Source organism: Paenibacillus sp. FSL R5-0407, from assembly GCF_038009185.1.
GTDB classification, from domain to species: domain Bacteria; phylum Bacillota; class Bacilli; order Paenibacillales; family Paenibacillaceae; genus Fontibacillus; species Fontibacillus vini.
On record NZ_JBBPAX010000001.1, the window covers coordinates 2,629,276 to 2,651,214 of the forward strand.

The window sequence follows — 21,939 nt, forward strand, 5'->3', positions numbered from 1 at the left end:
GGATACCATATACTGAAATTTTCGAAGAGAGGAGCCTATAGATGATAAAATCGCCAAAGCCCTCCATATCGCAAGCCATTATGATGGTTATGCTCACCGTGGGGATCACCAACCATGTATTTGTTATCCCGGCTTTGATGCAGGCCGCCAAGCGGGATGCCTGGTTTTCCGTCATTCTCTCCATTCTTCCATTCGGCATATTTACTTGTCTGCTCATCTTTATTTCAAACCGGACCCAGAGTAAATCGCTGCACATCTGGATCAGCAGCCGGTTTGGAGCGTTCCCCTCCTATTTGTTCCGCGCGGTCCTTACCGTTTATTTCTTTACGATAGCCTGGTTTACCTTATTCGACACGATTACATGGACTAAGAATACGTTTCTGCCTTATACCCCGACCTGGGCCACTCTGATTGTACTTCTCGGACTTTGTTTAGCCGGGGCAACCCTTGGTATAAAAACCATTGCCGTAGCGTCGGGGCTGCTTCTCCCCCTCGTTGTCGTTTTAGGCTTTTATGTCGGAATAGCCAATGTGGAGTTCAAAGACTACAGCCTTTTATTTCCGATTCTAGAATTTGGCTGGGGGCCTCCGGTGAAAGGCATGGTGTATGCCTGCTCCGGTTTGTTTGAATTTTTTCTCATTATGTTCATCCAGCCGCACCTCGAAAAACCACTAAAAAAGAAACACTTCTTCCTGTTAGCCGTGATCATTACCGGCCTAACGATCGGGCCGCTTACTGGAGCAATCTCCGAGTTCAATCCATACGAAGCTTCGTTGCAGCGGTATCCCGCTTATGAAGAATGGAGAATTGCCGGATTTGGGAAGTATATATCTCAAACCGATTTTTTCTCCATATATCAGTGGCTTTCCGGGAGTGCTATCCGGATATCCTTCGCTCTGTTTGCTGCCGCTGATTTATGGGAGTTCAAGAAGCCCAAGTCCCGCTTCATTCTGCTGCTAATTATGGCTATTACCTTAATTCCGCTGGGAAATTACGTTTTCAACGATGTACAGTTTCAATTTATGATATTTCATTATATTTTCCCGGGAAATTTAATGCTGATGGGCGGTTTTACCCTGCTGCTCGCCATCGCTGTTCTTATACCCGGCCGCAAAAAAGGAGGCTCCTCTCATGAAACATGATCCGGGATCCGGGTCACCCGGCAAACCTCTAATCATAACTCAAGAATTGTTGAAGGAATATTTCAAGAACTCGGCTGACGTAATGCTTCACTGTTTTAACGCCGCAGGTTCCGATTTGGACACCCAGCCTGTGATCCTTGCATTTTCGGCTGGAATGATCGACTTCAAGCAATTGAATCAGCTTGTGCTTCCCGGTCTTGCCGCCATTTTCAGGGATTATCCCGAGGCTGTGCCAACGGAGATTGAGCACAATAACCACCTGCCATTGACTCCCGTGCAGATCGACAGTTTACATGATATCGCTTATCGGATATACAGCGGAAATCTGATTGTCTTCATAGAGAAGCTGCAATCCTGCTTTAGTCTTGATATCTCTAATCCTCCAGCCCGATCTCCTGAGGAGCCCTTGACCGAATCCTCGATCAAAGGTCCCCGCGACGGTTTCACGGAGGAATTAACGACCAACATTGCATTGATGCGTAAGCGGCTTCGCACCCATTCGCTAAGTATCGAGCAGTTGGTGAAAGGGCGGCGCGGCGAAACCCGGATTGCTCTTTTTTATATCAAGGATATAATCAACCCCGACATTCTGGAGGAAATCCGCAGCAGATTGAACGGGATCGATACGGACGCCATTATCGGCACCTCATTCATTGAAGCAATTGTTTCGGGTAAAAAAGGCCACGCCTTATTCCCTCTAACCGATTACACAGGGAGGCCTGATTACGCCGCGGACGCCTTGTTATCAGGCAAATTCGCAGTGATGGTCGACGGATCGCCGATGGCGACTATCGCCCCCGTAACTTTGATGAATCAGCTTATTTCCCCGGAGGACGCCAATACGGCCTATTTTATTGTATCCCTGCAAAAAATACTGCGGATTGCAGGTCTGCTAATCTCCTTCTTCCTGCCGGGCTTCTATATTGCGCTAACGACGTTTAATCTGGAGCAAATACCGTTGCCCCTGCTGGCGACCATCACCAATTCGAGACAAGGTTTACCTTTTCCGATTCCTCTCGAAACCTTTATCATGCTGTTCCTGTTTGAGATCTTCAACGAAGCCGGGCGCCGGCTGCCCAAAGCTTTGGGTCAGACAGTTACCGTCGTAGGGGGTTTAATAATCGGAGATGCTGCGATCCGCGCCGGAATCACTTCACCGACTATCATTGTCACCGTGGCTATAACGATAGTAGCGGCGTCCGCCCTGATCAATCAAACGCTCAGCGGGAGCGCTTCCCAACTACGATTGGTGATCCTGGTTCTCTCTTCTTTGTTAGGCATGTTCGGCTTCATGATCGGAACTTTCGCCGTGGTGCTGTACATTTCATCGTTGGAGAGTTATGGAGTTCCCTATTTGTCGCCTATTTCCCCCTTCAACAAAAAGGACTTTCTCGTGGCCGTTATAAAAGAGCCGGCGGATAAAGATTTACAAAGGCCATATTATCTGCGAACCCAAGACAATAAGGGAAGGGGGAACCAATCTTGAAAGTATTGTCCGTCCTGTTAATGCTGGCGCTTCTGCTCACGGGCTGCTGGGATGTCAAAGAGGTACAAAGCGTCAACTTCATCACTGCGCTCGGCGTAGATTACATCAAGGATCATTATGTGATTTATGCCCAGATGCTGGATTTCGCGGAAATATCTCAGCAGGATACCCCTTCCAATACCGGAAAGGCGAAAATATGGATCGGAAAGGCTGAAGGAAAGACAATGACGGAGGCGCTAAACAATCTGTATCCCGCCTCCCAGCAGCGCACGCTCTGGACTCATGTGAAATCGATTGTCTTCTCCAGGTCATTGCTGGAGAGCCATTTACCTGAAGCGGTAGCCAGCCTCCTTCGTTCCCGCGACTTCCGCTACACGCCCTGGGTGTTTGGGACGGACCGGGAGCTGGGCCAGCTGCTTTCAAGCGTATCGCTGCTCAACCATTCCGTGATCAATTCCGAGCTTATGGATCCCATGGAAGTTTTCAAACAATACTCGTCTATCGAGCCGATTCAACTGATCAAACTCATTAATGGGATTAACGAACCCGCAGGCAGAGCGCTGCTTCCGTCGATTACTATAACTGATGCGGTATGGAAAGATAATAGCGAACCGATCAATCTTGTGAAGCTGAACGGGGCATTCTGTATTTCAAAGGGGAAAAACACGGGGTTCATGGATATGGAGCAATTGAACGGAGTGAGATATACTTCCTTCAGGAATATGTTTAAATACCCCTTAACGCTGGACATGCCGGATGGGAACCATGTCGTACTCAATATTGTTTCCTCCAAGTCAAAGTCTCATTTTAAGATAAAAGAAGGCGTTCCTGTGGCCCAATTGAAAGTGAAAGCCAAGATTCATGTTGTAGAAGTCAATAAAGAGAGCGGCGCCAACGCTAAAAAAATCAAAGAATTAGCTCAAATTGCGGTTGCTAAAGAGGTAAGAAATACTTTTGCGGAGGCCCGGCAGAAGGATATCGATATTTACGGATTTGAGAAAACATTGTACAGAAAACATAATTCCAATTGGAAACAGCTGAGCTCCGGCAAGCCGATTTCTCTCATCTCCAAAATTGATTTGGGGGAAGTCGAAGTTAATTTAAAGGTCGTACACGCCACTTCCTACAAATTGTCCGATCATTAAAAAAGAAGCAACCCTGGCATACGCCGCCGGGCTGCTTCTTCATATTTCATTCCGCAAGGCCGTTCTTGTAGGCATAGATCGCAGCCTGGGTACGATCTTCGACACCCAGCTTGGCCAGAATGTTCGTAACGTGGAACTTCACCGTCTTGATCCCAATGATCAGATCATCGGCGATATCCTGATTCGATTTGCCTTGTGCCAATAAGCGAAGAACGTCCATTTCCCGTTCGGTGAGGTCTTCATGGGCCGGGGTTTCCGGTTTGGGTTGACGGAACCGGTTCATCATTTTGGAAGCAACCTGGGATTCCAATACGGACTGGCCTCTGGCCGCGGCACGGATCGCTTCCGCGATTTCGGAAGCCCGGGAGGTCTTCAGCAGATAGCTGAACGCTCCGGCTTCGATAACCGGATACATCTTCTCGTCGTCGAGATAACTGGTCAATACAATCACCTTGCATTCCGGATACAGCGCAAGCAACTGCCGCGTCGTCTCGATGCCGTCCATCCCTTCCATCACTAAATCCATCAAAACGACATCAGGTCTATACTCCTGAGCCAGCCGAATTCCCTCTTCTCCGCTGCTGGCCTCTCCGACGACTTCAATGCCTTCCTCGGTGCCCAGTACAGCTGCAAGTCCGATCCGCACCATCTCATGATCGTCAACCAGCAGCACTTTAATCAATTTCTCCATTTCCATCTCCATGATGATCGTCCCCCCCGATTTCCTCATTCAATAACGGTATCGTAATTTCAATGCGCGTTCCCTTGCCCGGAGCAGTAATGAATTGAATCGAACCGCCGATCTCCCGAACCCGCTCCTGCATCGTCGACAAGCCATAGGAGGCCTGCTTCTTGTCATCAAGTTGAAAGCCTATTCCGTTGTCTCGCAGCGTAACTTTAACCGCCGTATCTCCCTTCCGGTGGATCCGGATCTCCATTTTGTCGGCCTTGGCATGGCGCAGCGTATTGGACATCGCCTCCTGGATGATGCGGAACAGATGATTCTCGATTCCTTTCCCGAGATTGAGCTCCTCATCCATTTCAAGCGACAAGTCCATCGGCACCTTGGTCTTGAGTTCTTTCACAAGCTCGCGCAAGCCTTGCGACAACTCCTTCCCCTCCAAATAGACGGGCCGTAAATGCAGCAGCAGCGCTCTCATTTCGGATTGGGCCACAGAGGCCATCTCTTCGATCAATTCGACCTGGCGCTGGGCCTTGTCGAAGTCTTTATCCAGCGTTCGTCCTACGGCCGTAGCCGTCATGGAAATCGCGAACAACTGCTGGGATACCGCATCATGAAGCTCTCGGGCAAGCCTTTGCCTTTCCTCCACGATCGCCGAAACTCTGGCCTGCTCTGCAAGCTGCGCGTTATGTGTGGAGAGCCGCTGCAGCGAGCTCACCTGCTCTTCCCAACGCTTGCCGATCCGCTCCAGTTGCTCCCCAAGCCCCCCGATCTCATCGACGCCAAGCTTCGGCACCGTTCCGGTCTGATTGCCCTTTTCCCATTGAAGCAAAGCATTCCGCAATAGATCAATCTTCCGCTTCTGACGGTATCCCTGAAAGAAACCAAAAGCCGCTCCAACGCTGAGCAGCAGGGTCAGCAGCGTCAATCCGGCCTGAATCCCCGTTCTCCAACTGGTTGACGGCTTGAAATATCCATATGTATATAGAACATACACAATAACGGCCAGTAAAACAAAGCACAGGAGAATCCCCTCCCGCATACTTCGGGAAACCATGTTCCCAGGTCTTTTATTCTTCATGCGGAGCGATCCTCCCGACTTAAATTAATCGTATATCTACATCTCCCACTAAATAGGAAATGATAATTTTCACTTTTTGGTCGCGCTCTTCATAATTCGGCGATTTCCAGTATAACCGGTTCAACATTCCCGTTTCCCGGTCATGACCAAACTCAATCTGTCCGAACAATACGAACGCTTCGATCTCGACACCATAATCCTCGGACACGGCCAGATCAATATCGCCGACAATCCCCTGAAACATGAGGATGTTGTTTGTGCCCTCCATAATGGAAAGTGACATATCGATGTCAATTTCCCCCAAGATGTGCCACATGCTTGTATTTCTCAAAGTCCAAGGATCACGATCCCAGTGAATGCTCGACGTGATGCTCTGCTTTTGCATATAATTGCCCTGGGGTTGTGTTTTGCGAATTTTTGCATAATATAAGCCTAACGAGACCATGAGAATCGCAACGACCAACATAAAATGATCCAGCAGGATCAACCCTCCGCCTACGGCCATTAAAATGTATCCCGTTTTGACCTCTTCCCCTTGGCGAACCTTGTAGATTCCGTATCCTAAAACAAATAGGGCGACGATGGTTAAAAAACTCAGCCAGTTGCCGAAAATCATCAAAAGGCCAAGTCCGATCAATCCGATGGCGAGGAACCTTTTCCGCTTATCCATGCCGCACCTCCTGCCGGTCATAAGTTGGAAAAGCCATAACGGTATGGAATCCATACCGCATGGCTTTACCATGGTCTAGCATAACACATTGTCCTACTTACTGTGTAGCTGTTACTCCGCGCTTTCTTCGCGTTTCTCAGCCGGGCTCAGTTTAGCTTTCAAAGCTTCGAGCTGAGCATCTACTTTCAACTGCTTTTCGGCATCGGCCGGGCTGATATAAGTCGAAGGTGTTGTACCCCGGTAGACTGCGCCGGACACTTCCGCCTCAGCTTCCAACTGCATGATTTTCTCTTCCATCCGGTGGAATCCGAGCGAAGCGTTGCCGCTTTCGATCGAGTGCAGCGTGCTGATTTGGGACATTTGCTTTCTAGCCTTAGCCATTTGCGCACGGCTTACCAGCTCGTTACGTTTGTTGCGCAGTTTGTAGAACTCATCCTTCATTTCATGGAGCTGCTGTTTCAACTCATTGGCTTGCGCCTCGGATTGAGTATGCAAATCGCTGAATTCCGCTTGCTTTTGATCGAAGTGAATTTTTTCTTCAAGCAGCTTGCGTGCTACTTCTTCCTGCCCGTTTCTCAGAGCGATTTCGGCTTGCGCCTCTCTTTGGCTGGAAATACGGATAGCTTCATCAAGACGCTGCTTCATTCTGCGTTCATTAGCCATTTGTTTAGCTACGGTTACCTCGGCGTCACGGATTTCTGCCTCCATATCGCGCAGGTATTGGTTAAGCATTACGATTGGATCCTCTACCTTATCCAACATGTCATTGACAGATGCCTTCGTGATATCTTTAATTCTTTTGAATACTCCCATTGTTTACACTTCTCCCTTCTCATAGTTGGAAAGCTTTTTACGAAGCTCTTCCAGTTCTTTTTTCATGGCTTTCTTTTCGATATCTTGCATCATGGAATCCAGATTGGAGGCCTCCGCCCCGTTAAATCCGGAATTCCCGGCATTTACGTTGCCGTTGTATGGATTGTTGTTTCCGTAAGGTTGGTTGGCACCATGGGCGTTGCCTCTAAATGGAGGCTGCGGGGGACGCTGCGGGCCCCATCCGTATCCCGGACCACCCGGCATTCCGCCGCCGTAACCGCCTGCACCTCCATTGCCATTCCAACCGTTGTTATGAAAGTATGGATCGAATGGTTCATAGGGCTCTTTTGAAATGACAAGCGATGCAATCAGGTATATGAAGATCGTCGTCCCACCCGTGAACGGCACGCTGATGATCGTCAAGATCCGCAGCGCCGTAGAGCTGATTCCGAAGTATTCGCCCAGTCCGCCTAGCAGACCGGTAAACCATCTATCCCTTCTGGAACGGTATAAACTCCCCATCTTCATTACTCCTCTCCTTTGTTATTCAGCTTCTGCTTCAAACGGGAGAGCTCCTGTTCCAGAGTCGATTGGATCGCGGATCCGGCCTGGTTTACGAAGTCCTGACCTGCTTTGCGCAAATCGCGTAAGCTCCGGGCCTCCCATTCCATATCGGATACCCGGTCCTCCAGACGATTGAACATTTTCGGAACGTCTTGTGTCCCGTATCCGTTCATCCGCTGGTTCATCCGCTGCTGCAAACGAAGAGTTTCCATTCTGGCGTAATAGTACTGCCGTTTGCTGTAGACCACCTGATATTCGGTCTTCAGCTCATGAAGCTGATGTTCAAGTTCCTGAAGCGACTCCAAACTCTGCGTGTAAAGATCGGTATACTGCTCGATTTTTTCGTCGTATAACATCTTCTCCTGCAGCGCAAGCTTGGCTAGATGTTCTTCACCTGCCTTCAGGGCAAGCAGCGCCTGTTCCTCACGCTTGTTCCGCATAGTCGTCGCCTGATCCACCTGCTGTTTCAGTTGTTTGGTGTGACCGGCGTATTGATGATGAAGCTTCTCGGCTTCCGCAATTTCCTGGCGGGTCTCGATCAGGAATTGGTCGATCAAGCGTACCGGATCCTGTGATTGTTCCAGGCGTTCATTCAAGTTTGCTACTGTAATATCCCGTACTCGGCGAAATACACTCATGCTCTTTTGTCCCTCCTAACCTTTCGGCTATTCTTCTATCAAATGTATTCGTATATATGATCAGTAACCCCGCTTGCCTTTGAGGGAGGAAATCCCGTATACGATCAATCCAATTCCGAGCACCGGAACGATCAGCCAAGCCAGCTTGGAGATCAAGGATATAATCCCCAGGAACAGAACGATCCACCCGAAAAACGCATTTCCGCGCTTTATTCCATAGTAGCCAAGAGCGATCATCGCTATCGCGAGTACCAAGCCGAACAGGCTACCCAGGAACGGAGTCAATTTGCCCAGCAGAATCAGAACGCCAAGGGCAATAAGTATTATCGCAAAACCATTGGGCCGATTTGTTCTCATTGTTTATCACCGCCTCTCATTTGTTCAACCTTATGACTCTATTTTAGGCCTGAATGGGTTTCTTCAAAACGGACCGGGGACGGTTTTTGAACCTAGACCAAAGTCGAGGTAAGGTTCCGCCTCAGGATAGACAGGCGATTCCGCCTGCTCCGGGCTTTCAGTCTTTACTTTTCAAAAAGCCCATAATATAATGATAAATGCACTGAAAACAATAGAAAACGACAGTTATCGGAGGAGCCTGCCATGATGGGGGCTCTTTTTGCCTATTTTCAGGCTTATATAGCATAATTACGCCCCTTCATGGCAATCTATAAAGTAGTCCGAATTGCTGTTTACACAACCGAGGAGGAGTAATATGGAACATCAAGCTATTTGGGCAATCGCCATCTTTTTGCTTACTTATGCACTTATTATCTCAGAGAAGATTCATCGGACACTGCTAGCCATGGTCGGAGCCGTACTGATGATCGTGCTGGGCATCATTGATCAGGAAACGGCCATCCACCACATTGATTTCAATACGCTCGGATTGCTGATCGGGATGATGATTATCGTCAATACGACGGCGGAAACGGGTCTCTTCAACTATATAGGGATTTGGACGGCCAAAAAGGCCAAAGGTAATCCTCTTACGATTTTGTGGCTTCTCGCCCTCATTACAGCGGTAGGGTCAGCCTTTCTCGATAACGTCACGACCATTATTTTAATGGTGCCTGTGGCATTCAGCATTACTCGCCAGTTGAAAGTAAAACCTTTTCCATACGTTTTCGCATTGGTTATCGCCTCCAATATCGGAGGTACAGCTACGCTGATCGGGGATCCGCCGAACATTATGATCGGCAGTGCCGTAAAAGAACTGACCTTCATGGCGTTCCTGCAAAATCTGGCTCCGGTTGCCATTCTGATTTTAGCGGTGACATTGCCGCTCTTCATTCTGATTTTCCGGAAAGGCTTGAAAACCTCAAACGCACTTCGCGAGGGCATGATGAAAATGAGCCTGAATGGGCTGATTTCGGACCGGAAGCTTTTGGTGAAATGCCTGACGATTCTGGGGCTCACCCTGATTGGATTTTTCATGCATCAAACCTTCCACTTGGAATCCGCAACCGTAGCCTTGGCCGGAGCTTTTCTCCTTCTGTTGCTTACAGGCGAACATGTGATGGAAAGAGCTTTCCGAACCGTGGAATGGCCGACGATCTTTTTCTTCGTGGGACTGTTCGTGCTTGTAGGCGGACTGATCGAAACCGGAACCATCAAGCAGTTGGCGGAGCGGGCTATCGATTTAACCGGGGGAGACCCGCTGTTTACTTCGATGCTCATATTGTGGCTGAGCGCTATAGCCTCCGCTTTTCTGGATAACATACCGTTTGTGGCCACGATGATTCCGATGATTCAGGACATGGGAAGCATGGGGATCAACAACCTAGAGCCGCTTTGGTGGAGCTTGGCACTAGGCGCCTGCCTCGGCGGTAACGGCTCGCTGATTGGAGCGAGCGCCAACCTGATCGCTGCCGGCATGTCCGCCAAGGAGGGAGAACCGATTAGCTTTATGAAATTCTTAAAATACGGTTTTCCGCTAATGCTGCTATCCGTTGCGATAGCAAGTGTTTATATTTTGATTCGCTACTTTTAAAATTGGAATGGAAAAGTCGACTTTTCAGCACCGAGAAGGTTGGATGAAGAAGGGACTGAGGAGCGGAGCGTAGGCAAAACCTACGTGAGCACCGGAAGGCCCTCCTGATTTCAAGATTCGATGCCGGATATGCAGCCTGAGACACTTCGTGATCAAAAGATGACTTTTTAACTACCTCTTTCAATCTGTGTTCAAAAAGTCGACTTTTCAGCACCGAGAAGGTTGGATGAAGGAGGGACTGAGGAGCGGAGCGTAGGCAAAACCTACGTGAGCACCGGAAGGCTCTCCTGAATTCAAGATTCGATGCCGGATATACAGCCTGAAGCGCTTCGTGATCAAAAGATGACTTTTTAACTACCTCTTTCAATCTGTGTTCAAAAGTCGACTTTTCAGCACCGAGAAGGTTGGATGAAGAAGGGACTGAGGAGCGGAGCGTAGGCAAAACCTACGTGAGCACCGGAAGGCCCTTGTGAATTCAAGATTCGATGTCGAATATGCTGCTTGAAGTGCTTCGTGATCAAAAGATGACTTTTTAACTACCTCTATAAAGTCTTAAATTCTTTGAGATAAAAGGCATTGTATGCTATCCTTTGAAGTAAGTAACTATAATTCAAAGGGAGGGATAAACATGAGGAAGCGGATCCCAAAGGTAGCCACAGTACTGGTTATTGCGTTTCTGACCTGCTTCATGTTTTTGTCCCTTCCCGTTCTTTCTTTGACTCCCGGGGTATCCGAGAATATGGGAAAGGATGCATTTGATACAGAGCAGAGCAATCGTTCCTACAAGGTAACTCTTCGTCTTAATTCTTCGCATCAGGGCAAGCTATTTATTGACAGAGCTCCATCTTCATTTCTGGCAGCCTATGTATTGGCACTACTAACGCTTGTCATTCCGCGGGTTTTTCTTCGCCCGTTCTTTTACCTGTTTAAGAAACGTATTGTACTCATGCCGATCAAATTTACGAGTATGTTCGTGGCTTGATATTGGCTGCCTACGCAGTCTTATTAGGCCTGGGCCGGTGAATTTCCGGCATTATTATCCAAACCCTATCGGGAATGGTTACTATGAACTCTGGAGGCTTGAAGCTAATGAATCTCAAAGAAACGGATTTGCCGGGCATAGGTAAAAAATTTGTTGTCCAAACGCGCAGCGGTGAAAAATTGGCAATCATCATTCATGATGACGGCCGACGGGAAATGTATCATTATGATGAAGAAAATCCTGATGACCGTACTCGTAAGATTGTGTTGGATGATGACGAAGCAAGATACGTGTCGGCGATTGTCGGAGGCGTAACCTACCAACCAACCGCCCTTGAAAATATTGAAGTTGCGCTAGGCGGTCTTATTATCGAATCGTATCGTCTTGAATCGAATTTTAAAGCTATCGGCAAAACTATAGGTGAACTGAGAATTCGCCAGCGGTCCGGTGCGACCATCATCGCTGTGATCGAGAATAACCAGAAGAAGCACGTCAATCCGGGTGCGGATTTGATGCTTACGGCTAACGCTACGGTTGTCGTAATCGGAGAACGCCTGCATCAACAACAAATCAGACATATTCTGCTCAATGGCAGTGTTTGATTGAATTTATATCATACTTGGTCTGGCGGTCGCCCTCATTGCGGTCGCCAGGCTAATCTCTATTAAAACTTCGTTTTTCTTATCCGAATCGGCCCGTCCGCATTTATCGGAGTCAACTTAGCGCTTGGAGTCCTCTTATAAACCATATCCGCGTTTCTCATGTTTAACCGCACTGTGCCATTCCCGTCGCCGAAGCGATCGGCGCTCTTCTCCTGATTCTGTTGATTTGCCGAAACGAAGTACGTCAAAGAGATCGAAGAATTCGGCTTCCACAAATTTCGTTACCCTTGGAAAGGGGGAGTGAGCTTGAAAAACAAACTCACGGCCGAATCTCCAATGCACGACCGCCGATATCCATGGCGGATATATCCCTTTTTACTCAGACTGGCCGGCATCATCGCCGGAGCCTTGCTTGCCGCTGCTGGATTGGAACTGTTTCTTATGCCGCATGGCATCGTGGTAGGCGGGGTGACCGGCTTATCCGCGCTGTTTGCCCTAACGACGGAAATGAGGCTTGGCCTGTTCTTGTTCCTGCTGAACCTGCCGTTACTTGTGTTGGCACGCAAAAATATCGATGCTTCCTTTGCAATATTTACGGTGTGCGGACTGCTTGTATTCTCAATAGGTACGATACTGCTGCATCCATATCCGGCGCTCATGGGCGATCCGCTCCTTGCCGCTTTGATCGGCGGTCTTTCGCTGGGGCTCGGTCTAGGCCTAGCTTTGCGTTTTGGAGGCGCCCTCGATACGGCTGAGAAGGCCGCCGAAAGGTTTCGTTCCCTTAAACGAAAGAGTCTGTCGCCGGAGGGAATGTTGATGATGCTGAACTGCTTCATCCTGCTAGCCGCCGGGTTTCACTTTGGCTTTGAACAAGCCGTATATTCGGTAACCGCCTATATTCTCGCTTATGAATCGGTGAAAATACCGCTGTTTGGCTTAAAACTAAACGTCCTGGTCCAGATTGAAAGCCGGGAATGCGCCGAGATCCAAACTGCGCTGGCGCGCTATCTAAACCGCCGCGCTGCTTATGTCGGAGAAGCTCCAAGCAACGGCGTCCCCCAGATGCTGGAATACAAATGCCATCGATGGGAAATGCCTCGTCTTAAAGCGATCGTGAAAAATTGCGATCCGGACAGCGAAATTTCCATCCGTTCTTGAGATTTGTACCATCATTTTCATGCCTCCTTTTTTGCTTTATGATTAAACGCAAAAAGTCCCCGACACCTGCCGGATCAATTCCGGCGGGATCGGGGACGTTTGTTGTTTTGCATTATTGAAGAGAAATCCAGATCTGTCACGTTTCAGCCTTCGGACTATTTACCCAATTCGCAGAGCTTCTCCATCTTCCAGTTTGATTACCACCGTGCCAGGCTCCACGGTTACTCCCAGCCCTTGCAGCGCTTCCTCAAGCTCCGGTCCCTCACCGCTCCCCGGCTGACCGTATACGGCCGCCGCGAGTATATGGGTTCCCGGCTCCAGCGCGGCCACTAACGTCGGGAGAACTGTGCGCGGATGCAGCAGGTTGGTATTCGCATTCGGATATACGATCAGACCTTCGTCATAACCTAGAAGGCAGTGAATTCCCGAATGGCCCGTAGCGTTGACCGCTCGTACATCCTGCCCGTTCACCTTCACGCCCTGCTCTTCCTGCAAGCCCAGCGCAAACCCGCCTTCGGCGGCATCCAGGCTGCGACCGGTCGTGATCCGGTGAATCCGAACATGCCACGGCAAGCCCGCGACGATCCAGGTCTCAACCTCTACATTGGACCAAGGCAGCCACCTTGCGTACAAGACATGGCCGCGAATCCAGGTTTCCTCATTCTTGCGGCGGACGCGGTACAAATTGTCACGTTCACTGAGCCCGAGCATCGAGTCCATGGCTGCTTGGCCGAGCCCCCATTCCGCTCTCGGCACGCTGAAGCCGAACGCCGAAGAGTAAGCAAACTTCTCATATTTGGCCGAGGTGTGGGTATGCTCATTCGACGACAAATGACCGGCATTAAAGGCGGTGACATGTCCGGTGCTTTTCTGGCGGCACAGCACCAGGTGAGGTTCTCTTTGGACGGACAAAGCAGGTAATGAGGGCAATTCCTGCTCCGGCTCGCTCCAAAAACGCTCCGAATCCTCCAGGGCAAGCACCAGAAACGTCTTCAATGCCCAGTATGGAGAGCCCGGCGAATTATAGTTCTCCCCCATCACCAGATTGGGATAAGCATAGCCGACCGTCAGAACGCCGCCGGCGTCAAAGATCGGCTGCTTGAACCACCAGCGCAAATTACGCAGGATAAGTCCCTTCACCACGCCCGGAGTGAAGGTATCGGTCCAGGCCTCCGCGTAGGCAAATGCGCTCCAGAAGGCGGACTGGGCGAAACGGTACGTCATGCTGCGCCCGTAGGCGAGAGCGGCCCCGTCGGACGAAAACCATTGAATGAAATCTCCGGCAAATTGTTTTGCTCGTTCCTTAAATCGCAGGCAGCGTTCCGGATCTTCCTTCTCCATAAGCTTGGAGTAGACCAAGCCATAGTAATGGATCGCAAATGGCACATAGTAGTCGCTATGTCCTCCCTCCCCATCGCTATACCATCCGCAGCCAAGATAAAACTGCTCAATGCGCTGCAGGTTTTTCTCCATTTGAACCTTGTCGTACCGTTGGCCCGTCTTGTAAAAGCCCATATTGACCATGACATGAAAGAAAAGCCAGTTACAATCATGGCAAGGGTGGGAATTGATCGTGTTCAGCCAGTTATACAAATTGCGGCGCTGCCGCTCCTCAAGCGGCTCCCAGATCCGCTCCGGAATCATACTAAGCGCCATGCCGAGAACAGCCATCTCCACCAGACGTTGATCGTAATCTCCTACGTCTCCCCAATAATCTTTATGTTCCGGATCGGTTCCGCTGATGATTCCCCGCAAGCAGTCCTCCCACAATTCGTCCGTGCCGCCTCCCGCCAAATGCGGGACGATCCCCCAAAGAATGCGGGAGAACCCCTCCATACCGGCAATCTCTTCTCCGTATCCGGCACTGCTCCCTTTGATCGGGAGCCGGCTTCCTCCTGCAGCATACAGTGGTTTAAGCGGTCTTACGAGCTGTCCAAGCGCATCTTGGAGATCCTGCTTACTGTCCAGCGGATTATGTTCGATCGATTTCAAAATGCCTTCCATGGAGCCACGTCCTCTCCTTCATCTAGTCGCCTAGCATTCCCTTGCTTATTCCCAGTAAAACGGTCCGCAGCCTTTCAGGCGGGCAAGTCCTTCGACAAAATAGTAGTCGCCGTAAATGAGGGGTACATCCACATTAGATCCCTGCGGATAATGGCTGGTCCCATGAAGCAGAAGACCTTCCTCCGCCGGATTCTCCCAATCGCCGTAATTTTCGTACAGCGATTTGAGGATGCGCTCCCCTGCGGCAAAATAGACTCCTGCATCCTCTTGGCCGTCAAGCATCTGCGCCAGCAAAATGAGGCCGCTTGCCGCGCAGGAAGCGGCCGACGTGTCGCGCAGCTGCCGAAGCTCCTCCGGCGCGCGGAAATCCCAAGCGGGCACGTGATCTTCCGGCAAACGACTGAGGAAGAAATGGGCCGCTCTCATCGCGGCGGTCAGGTAGTCGTGCTTGCCAGTATGTTGATAGGCAAGGGTCAGTCCGTAAATGGCCCAGGCTGCGCCGCGGGACCAGGCCGATTCCGGAGCATACCCTTGTCCTCCCAGCCCTTCCACCTTGTCGCCCGTCACCGGATCGAAATTAATGATATGGTAGACGGAGCCATCCTTGCGGATAAAATGCTGTACGACCGTATCCAGATGCGCCTCTGCAATATGGGCAAAGCGCGGATCTCCGCTAACCCTGGAGGCCCAGAACAAGAGCGGCATATTCATGCAGCAATCGATGATGGCCACGCCTTCGTTCCGCTCTCCTTCCGACCATGGATTCCAGGCCCGAATATAGCGGCCCTTCAGATTAAAGCGGGCGGCAAGGTAATTGGCCGCCTTGAGCGCTCTGACCCGGGATTCCTCATTGCCGGTCAATGTGTAGTTCGCTACGCTGGTCAGCGTCCACATGAAGCCGAGATCATGATCCAGCCGGACATAAGCGTCCAGAACGCGGTCCAGCTTAGCCTCGCATTCCTCGGCAATGAGCTTGAGCTCCTCCTTGCCGCTCCCGTTATACAGCAGCCATAGCAGGCCCGGCCAGAATCCGGCGGTCCACCATTCGGGTTCGGCCAGATCATAGACTCCGCCCTTACTTGCGTGCGGAAAGTTCGAGCCGATTCTCGCCGTATTCCGCAGCGTCTTGTTCAGGGATTGATTCCAAGCCTCGTTCACCCATGCCAACTTCTTTGCCATTTGCATCAGTTCCTCCGCTTCGCAAAATATGATGAACTTTATTCAACTTATATTGATATTTGTAAATTTGAATTTGAACAATATCTCCAATTCCGTATTCGCCTCAGGCTTCTTCAGATGGAAGTCCAGCGCATAGTAAACGGTGTCCTCCCCGAAATGATTGCGGAAGGTGATCTCGTTCACCTCAGTCCGTAGGCGTTCGAAATCATAATGCAGCTCCTGACCCATGGAGCCGAAGGCAAAGAGTAATACCCCCGCTGTCTCCGATTCCGCAGGCTTGATCAGCGAAATGAAGCGTTCCATCAAGCGCTGCGGGGCACTGGCAAACCGATAAACATCCTGCATTTCCAATTCAGGTAACGCCGTCTTGCGCCAAACCCAAGATCTCGTGAACGACTCCAGCCCTTCGCAGATATAAGCTGCGGATAGCTCCACCGCCAGCCTGCTTTCAGCATCGCTGATCAACTGCTCCAGAATCGTTGCGGCTTGGCCGCGGCCTTCGGACTGGAGCACGCCGTCGATGATCGGGACGGAATGTCCCTGCGAACCGTTGCAGTCATAAACATACCCGGCTTCCCGAAAATAGTCCTTCGTATATTCACCGCATCCGAGATCGGACAGAAAAAAGTCGCCCCCGCCAGCCAAAATAAACTGGCCCAGATCGTTATGGTTGTGCGGCTCGTCATTGTGCCCGCCTTTGGCGGCGAAGCCAAAAGTTCCTGCTTCCGTGTCCGCACGGGAGATCAGCCAGCCGGCATCTTCAAGCCAGAAATCGCCGGGGCCCCAATCGGCGCAATCTTCCGCAAGGCCGCGCCAAAGCAGATTGCGGAGTGCCGGGGCCCAGCGGCTGCAATGATCCTCACGGAAATCGGCGCGCAGCGATACCGGCGGAGATTGGACCTCCTCATACTTGGCTGCAAGATACCTCGACAATCCAAGCTGGACACTCGAATGCGGCAACGCATCCGAAAAATTGACGACCGCGTTGCCGCCAAGGAAACACTTTTGTTGAAAACCGGCAATCCGGCGGACTTTCTCCTCGCTGAACCAGTCCAGCTTGCCCCCGCTGCGCTTCGATAGCAAATCGGAGTAATAAACGATATAACCGAATCCGTAATTCCAGTAGCTTAAGCCTTCCAGACAAGCGCCGTCATCGCCGAAGCCCCGTAAATAAAAGCCCATACTGCGCTGCGTCTTCTCCAGTATCCGAACCAGCCGTTCAATATCATGCTTTTCATGAAGCAATAAAAGCGCAGCAGAGCCGATCGAACCGGCGCAAACCGCCGACCAATTATGCTCCGCCTCTTTCCAGCTATAAGGACCGTTCTCCAGAAAAGGCTGGAACAGCCGCTCATTCACCAGCTCTCCGATCACCGCGCGGAGCATCGGCGGCAGCCGTTCGCCGAGCAGCAGGCGAAGCTCCGCCAGCGTAAAGCCGGTCTCTGCCGAGAATAAATCGATGGCCTTCCCGAGCGACTCATCGTTGTCGAGATGAGCCGGCAAGCACCAGGTCACTTCGCCGCAAATCGACCAGACCGCATCCAGCAAGGCTGCCTCATAACGCTCACACTCCGGCTCCAGCAGCGACAGGATCGCAAACGTCCCCAACCGCCTTCTTTTTTCGAAATATACCGACTCGTATTCAAGTCTTGAGCCCTGCTTTGTAAACAGCGAAAACAACGAATAGGTCAGTTCCTCGGCCGGAGCGGCGAGCAGTCGCTCCCCCTCCGACGTGATCTCGGCAACATCCGCCGCGTAATCCCCGCTGCTTCGTACCATGTTCCAGAACGTCACTCCGTCCCCTCCCGGATAATACAATTCCGGACCGGCAGGCGTCATGTTCCTTACAAGCTCCGCAAGCCTGGTGATGTCCATCGCGCTGCTCCCTTTTCTTGTACTTTGACTCTTTAATCTATCTCCCCTCTATCATAACGAAACCACCCAAATGTTCATAGTGAACATTTAGATATGATACTGAACTTTTCGCACCCAAAATACAGTTTATATCAGTTTAAGTAGTTCGATATCCCGCATTTCAGAAAAATCCCGAGCCGTGGATCCGACCAGCACGGGAATGATCGAAATGACGCTAGCCGCGACGACGGAATCCTAAAACCTAACAGCCCCCGCCTTGAACTTCAAGACGAGGGCTGTGTATATTTCTGATTATAGGGGTATTAGTACAGCCTGCTTTGTTCGCAAGCTTTCTTTCACGTCGATCACGCGTTGATTGTTGGAGCCCCTCCACTTTAACTTCAGATTACGCTGTTCCAGGATGAACTTTCCGTCGATAAGCACGTCGCAACAAGATAGCAGCTTCCGTTTGTTATCGTCCGCGATAATCTCTTCGAACGTATAACCGGACCAGACCCAGATATCCTTGCCGCTGCATTCGTTGCGAACCCTGGAAGCAAGCCGCAGCAGTCCATCAACATTCTGAAACGGTTCTCCGCCCAATATGGACAAGCCGGTAATCTGAACATCCGGCATATTCAAATCGCCAATGATCTGTTCTTCCAGTTCTTCCGTATAAGGCTTCCCGTAATTAAAGTTCCATGTAGCCGCATTAAAACAGCCCTTGCAGTGATGCGTACAGCCTGATGTAAAAATCGAATGCCGGAGTCCTCTTCCATTGATAACGTCAAATCTTTTATAATCCGCGATATACATAAGCTCACATATGTTTAACGCGGGAGAGCACTTCTTTTTGCTTGCCCGCATTAAACGGCCGTTGGCTCGGCTCCGACAAATACCCGCAGCAGCGCCGGATGACGGAAGAGGTTTTCGGATTGGCATTGCCGCAGTTCGGACATTCAAAGCCAGTATTTGTCGCTTCAAACTCACCTTCAAACCCGCACTCCAGGCATCGATCGGTCGGCGTGTTCGTTCCAAAATAGGGCACCCGTTCATAAGCGTAATCCCATACCGCTTCCAGCGCCTCCGGATTGTTGACCATCGAATCGAATTCGCAGTACGTAATAAATCCGCCGCTTGCGTATTGAGGGTAATCCTTTTCGAATTGTATCTTTTCAAATGGAGTCACTTTCTTGTTCACGTCGAGATGGAAGGAGTTCGTATAATAACCTTTATCCGTCACTCCTTCAACACGGCCGAACTTCTCCTCATCCAGTCTGCAGAAGCGGTAGCACAGGGATTCCGCCGGTGTGGAATACAAACTGAAGCCGTAACCGGTCTCCTCTTTCCATTGCTCGGCTTTTTGGCTTAAGTACTGCACGATCTGCAGCCCTTTATTTCGCAATTCCTGATCGTCAAAAAGACAGGTTCCGTACAAAGCCATCATCGTTTCATGGATGCCGATATAGCCTAGCGAAATGCTAGCTCTTCCGTTCTTAAGCAGATGATCGATGGTATCCTCCGGTTGAAGCCGGCTGCCCGCCGCGCCCTCCATATACAAAATCGGGGCCACCTTCGCTTTGACGCCTTTTAAGCGCTCAATACGATACATCAGTCCTTCCTTGCACACTTCAAGAAGCTCATCCAGAAGGCGGTAAAAAGCGGCTTCCGAGCCGTTAGCTTTGACAGCGATCCGCGGCAAATTGGCGGTGACTACCCCCATGTTAAACCGGCCGTCATGGAGTTCCTCTCCGTTCTCCTCATATCTGCCCAAAAAAGAGCGGCAGCCCATCGGAAATTTGAAGGAGCCGGTAATTTCTTTGACCTTCGGTACGGAAATGATGTCGGGATACATTCGTAATGTACTGCATTTTAAAGCCAGTTGCTTGATGTCGTAGTTTGGATCCTCCGGCTTTAAGTTGACGCCCTCTTCCAGGCCAAAGATCAGCTTAGGGAAAATGGCGGTTTTCCCGTCTCTACCAAGCCCGCGGATCCGGTTTTGCAAAATAGCGATTTGGATTTGCCGCTCCGCCCAAGACAATCCACGCCCGAAGCCGAATGTGCTGAATGGGGTTTGTCCGTTGGCGCTTACCAGCGTATTGATTTCATATTCAAGAGATTGAAACGCATCATAGGTTTCTTTCTCGGTCAAACTTTTAGCATACTCAAAACAACGCGGGTACTTCTTATGTAATTTTTCATTTTCCCAGGAAATATCTATATCTTCGATTTCGTCAATTTCCAGCATATACAGCCATTCCAGGCCTTTACGATAGTGCTTTTTAAAAGATTCAAACACATAGGGGGCCAAAATTCTGTCTATTTCATTAATCGTATTGCCGCCATAGATGTGACTCGCCACTTGTGCGATAATCTGTGCCGTAATCGCTGTAGCGGTTGTAATAGACTTTGGAGTTTCGATCTGAGCATTGCCGAGCTTGAAGCCGTTCTCCAGCATTCCCTTCAGGTCAATCAGCATGCAGTTATAAATCGGGAAATAAGGGCTGTAATCCTGATCATGAAAATGAAGGTCCCCGCTGTTGTGGGCTTCGACTACCCGTTTGGGGATCATGTAGGTTTGGGCGAAATCCTTCGCCATGATGCCTGCCAGCAAATCTCGCTGCGTCGGAATGGTCGCCCCATCCTTATTGGAGTTCTCTTTCAGTACCTCTTCATTCGTGAGCTCCAGGAGGCCAAGTACCTTCTTATCCAGACTGCTGCGTTCACGCCGCTTCAATGTTCTAATTTCGCGATAGCCAATGTAGGCCTCGGCAGCGTCTTTCCTTCTGCTATTCATCAGCGCGGATTGAACTTCATCCTGAATATGTTCGATATCCACTTTCTCCAGCTTGGAGATTTTCCGTGTCACTTTGTCGGCTATCTTTTGTGCCAATTCGGAGTCGCCCTTTTTCTTCGTACTATTCATGGCCGCGCAAATCGCATCGATGATTTTCTGTTGATTGAATGCTACCTCTGAGCCGTCTCGCTTAATAACTATCATTTAATTCATCCTTCGTTAGTGATTTTAAGATCAGGTATACAACTAAGGGAAAGTCTAAGCTTATTGCCCGCCTGTCCAGAAAGTATACCCTATCAAAAATCAACTTACAGTGATTATAGACACTGTCGAAGGCAAAAACTACTATATATAGTATTGAAAGCTTCTCTGTGTATGATTATGGTACTGGGTCCTTCCTTATTTATCTGCGGCAATCAACAAAAAGATGGGTCTTCGGCTTGCATCCTTCCATTCCGGATCCTGCTCGATCTGGTAATCTTCCGGCTTAAGTTCGGACATCTCCCGAATTCGAAATCCCGATGTAATGAGCGCATTCACCTGCGTCGCAATGCTTCGGTGATACTTAACGACATCATGATCAAGAAATCTTGCATTTCGCGGCCCTTCTTCATGATAACGATCGACCGGCCAATGCAATTTCTCTCCCCTCTCGCTGTAAACCCAGTCTTGTTCCGGAAGCGCGGTATACACCGGGTGCTCTACCGAATACACAAAGGTACCGCCGGATGCGAGACAGTGATAAACCTTGCGGCAAATGCTCTCAAAATCTCCAACATAATGGAGTGCGAGGGAACTGATCACCAGGTCAAACTCCCCCTCGGCATAATCGATATCTTCAATGGCGCTCCGCTGATATTTGATCTTCTCATCGCGGGTCATGCTTCTGGCACGCTCCAGCATTTTCTCAGAGAGATCCACGCCTACAACGTAACTGGCATCATGCTCCCGTACATATCTGCTGTGCCATCCATAACCGCAACCGAGATCAAGCACCTTTTTGTCCTTGAGTTCCGGAAGCATCGCCCGAAAAACGGACCACTCCCCGGCAGCATCCAACCCTCCTGTTGAACGGGGCATTTGGCTGTATTTCGTGAAGAAGCCTGGATCGTCATAGCTATTTTGTTTCATGGCAATCAACCTCCTTGTAGT

Annotated in this window: 20 protein-coding genes; 7 read left to right on the top strand and 13 right to left on the bottom strand. The window is 50.1% G+C overall.

Annotated features, from left to right (window positions below):
• Nucleotides 1–41: 41 nt before the first annotated feature.
• Genes NYE70_RS12710 through NYE70_RS12720 form a run of 3 tightly spaced genes read left to right on the top strand, consistent with a single transcriptional unit; the run spans nucleotide 42 to nucleotide 3,773 of the window.
• Nucleotides 42–1,142: an endospore germination permease gene (locus NYE70_RS12710; RefSeq protein WP_341046234.1), complete on the top strand. Its 1,101-nt coding sequence runs from the start codon at nucleotides 42–44 to the stop codon at nucleotides 1,140–1,142.
• Nucleotides 1,132–2,628 carry a spore germination protein gene (locus NYE70_RS12715; protein ID WP_341046236.1) on the top strand — a complete coding sequence of 499 codons (1,497 nt, stop codon included), beginning with the start codon at nucleotides 1,132–1,134 and terminating at the stop codon, nucleotides 2,626–2,628. The genes NYE70_RS12710 and NYE70_RS12715 overlap by 11 nt, the downstream gene beginning before the upstream one ends.
• Nucleotides 2,625–3,773 (top strand): Ger(x)C family spore germination protein, encoded by a 1,149-nt coding sequence (locus tag NYE70_RS12720; RefSeq protein WP_341046237.1) that lies wholly within the window; start codon nucleotides 2,625–2,627, stop codon nucleotides 3,771–3,773. The genes NYE70_RS12715 and NYE70_RS12720 overlap by 4 nt, the downstream gene beginning before the upstream one ends.
• Before the next feature lie 46 nt (nucleotides 3,774–3,819).
• On the opposite strand, the gene NYE70_RS12725 is transcribed toward NYE70_RS12720, so the two are convergent.
• The 7 genes from NYE70_RS12725 to NYE70_RS12755 all read right to left on the bottom strand — a co-directional run bounded on the left by NYE70_RS12725 (nucleotide 3,820) and on the right by NYE70_RS12755 (nucleotide 8,578).
• Nucleotides 3,820–4,470: a response regulator gene (locus NYE70_RS12725; protein ID WP_435530092.1), complete on the bottom strand. Its 651-nt coding sequence runs from the start codon at nucleotides 4,468–4,470 to the stop codon at nucleotides 3,820–3,822.
• Nucleotides 4,448–5,536 carry a sensor histidine kinase gene (locus NYE70_RS12730; RefSeq protein WP_341046238.1) on the bottom strand — a complete coding sequence of 363 codons (1,089 nt, stop codon included), beginning with the start codon at nucleotides 5,534–5,536 and terminating at the stop codon, nucleotides 4,448–4,450. Before NYE70_RS12730 ends, NYE70_RS12725 begins: the two co-directional genes overlap by 23 nt.
• A gap of 19 nt (nucleotides 5,537–5,555) precedes the next feature.
• Entirely contained in the window at nucleotides 5,556–6,206 is a 651-nt protein-coding gene (gene liaF, locus NYE70_RS12735; RefSeq protein WP_211025676.1) for a cell wall-active antibiotics response protein LiaF, read from the bottom strand.
• Between the two features lie 111 nt (nucleotides 6,207–6,317).
• Nucleotides 6,318–7,019, bottom strand: coding sequence for a PspA/IM30 family protein (locus NYE70_RS12740; protein ID WP_213655887.1), 702 nt, complete (start codon nucleotides 7,017–7,019; stop codon nucleotides 6,318–6,320).
• A 3-nt stretch (nucleotides 7,020–7,022) separates the two neighbouring features.
• A complete protein-coding gene (locus NYE70_RS12745; RefSeq protein ID WP_341046240.1) occupies nucleotides 7,023–7,547 on the bottom strand; it encodes a PspC domain-containing protein in 525 nt (174 codons plus the stop codon).
• The gene (locus NYE70_RS12750) at nucleotides 7,547–8,221 is read right to left on the bottom strand and encodes a PspA/IM30 family protein (protein WP_211025672.1); all 675 of its coding nucleotides are present in this window, start codon (nucleotides 8,219–8,221) and stop codon (nucleotides 7,547–7,549) included. Before NYE70_RS12750 ends, NYE70_RS12745 begins: the two co-directional genes overlap by 1 nt.
• Before the next feature lie 60 nt (nucleotides 8,222–8,281).
• Nucleotides 8,282–8,578, bottom strand: a complete 297-nt coding sequence (locus NYE70_RS12755; RefSeq protein WP_211025669.1) for a hypothetical protein — start codon at nucleotides 8,576–8,578, stop codon at nucleotides 8,282–8,284.
• 355 nt (nucleotides 8,579–8,933) lie between these two features.
• Here NYE70_RS12755 and NYE70_RS12760 point away from each other — a divergent pair, with 355 nt between their 5' ends.
• The 4 genes from NYE70_RS12760 to NYE70_RS12775 all read left to right on the top strand — a co-directional run bounded on the left by NYE70_RS12760 (nucleotide 8,934) and on the right by NYE70_RS12775 (nucleotide 12,953).
• On the top strand, nucleotides 8,934–10,211 hold the full coding sequence (locus NYE70_RS12760) for an ArsB/NhaD family transporter (RefSeq protein ID WP_341046243.1): 1,278 nt from the start codon (nucleotides 8,934–8,936) through the stop codon (nucleotides 10,209–10,211).
• 628 nt (nucleotides 10,212–10,839) lie between these two features.
• A complete protein-coding gene (locus NYE70_RS12765; RefSeq protein WP_341046244.1) occupies nucleotides 10,840–11,193 on the top strand; it encodes a hypothetical protein in 354 nt (117 codons plus the stop codon).
• Between the two features lie 107 nt (nucleotides 11,194–11,300).
• Nucleotides 11,301–11,795: a cation:proton antiporter regulatory subunit gene (locus NYE70_RS12770; protein ID WP_211025663.1), complete on the top strand. Its 495-nt coding sequence runs from the start codon at nucleotides 11,301–11,303 to the stop codon at nucleotides 11,793–11,795.
• Between the two features lie 306 nt (nucleotides 11,796–12,101).
• Nucleotides 12,102–12,953: a YitT family protein gene (locus NYE70_RS12775; RefSeq protein WP_341046245.1), complete on the top strand. Its 852-nt coding sequence runs from the start codon at nucleotides 12,102–12,104 to the stop codon at nucleotides 12,951–12,953.
• A gap of 159 nt (nucleotides 12,954–13,112) precedes the next feature.
• Here the strand turns inward: NYE70_RS12775 and NYE70_RS12780 are convergent, their stop codons facing one another.
• From NYE70_RS12780 to NYE70_RS12805, 6 genes are all read right to left on the bottom strand, one after another.
• Complete coding sequence (locus tag NYE70_RS12780; RefSeq protein ID WP_341046246.1) at nucleotides 13,113–14,957, bottom strand: DUF2264 domain-containing protein; 1,845 nt, start codon at nucleotides 14,955–14,957, stop codon at nucleotides 13,113–13,115.
• Nucleotides 14,958–15,002: 45 nt separating this feature from the next.
• A complete protein-coding gene (locus NYE70_RS12785; protein ID WP_373316839.1) occupies nucleotides 15,003–16,142 on the bottom strand; it encodes a glycoside hydrolase family 88 protein in 1,140 nt (379 codons plus the stop codon).
• A gap of 36 nt (nucleotides 16,143–16,178) precedes the next feature.
• The gene (locus NYE70_RS12790; RefSeq protein WP_341046248.1) at nucleotides 16,179–18,011 is read right to left on the bottom strand and encodes a heparinase II/III family protein; all 1,833 of its coding nucleotides are present in this window, start codon (nucleotides 18,009–18,011) and stop codon (nucleotides 16,179–16,181) included.
• Between the two features lie 291 nt (nucleotides 18,012–18,302).
• On the bottom strand, nucleotides 18,303–18,806 hold the full coding sequence (gene nrdG, locus NYE70_RS12795; RefSeq protein WP_341046249.1) for an anaerobic ribonucleoside-triphosphate reductase activating protein: 504 nt from the start codon (nucleotides 18,804–18,806) through the stop codon (nucleotides 18,303–18,305).
• A 4-nt stretch (nucleotides 18,807–18,810) separates the two neighbouring features.
• A complete protein-coding gene (nrdD, locus tag NYE70_RS12800; RefSeq protein WP_341046250.1) occupies nucleotides 18,811–20,991 on the bottom strand; it encodes an anaerobic ribonucleoside-triphosphate reductase in 2,181 nt (726 codons plus the stop codon).
• A gap of 195 nt (nucleotides 20,992–21,186) precedes the next feature.
• Complete coding sequence (locus NYE70_RS12805; RefSeq protein WP_211025647.1) at nucleotides 21,187–21,918, bottom strand: class I SAM-dependent methyltransferase; 732 nt, start codon at nucleotides 21,916–21,918, stop codon at nucleotides 21,187–21,189.
• Between the last annotated feature and the right edge of the window lie 21 nt (nucleotides 21,919–21,939).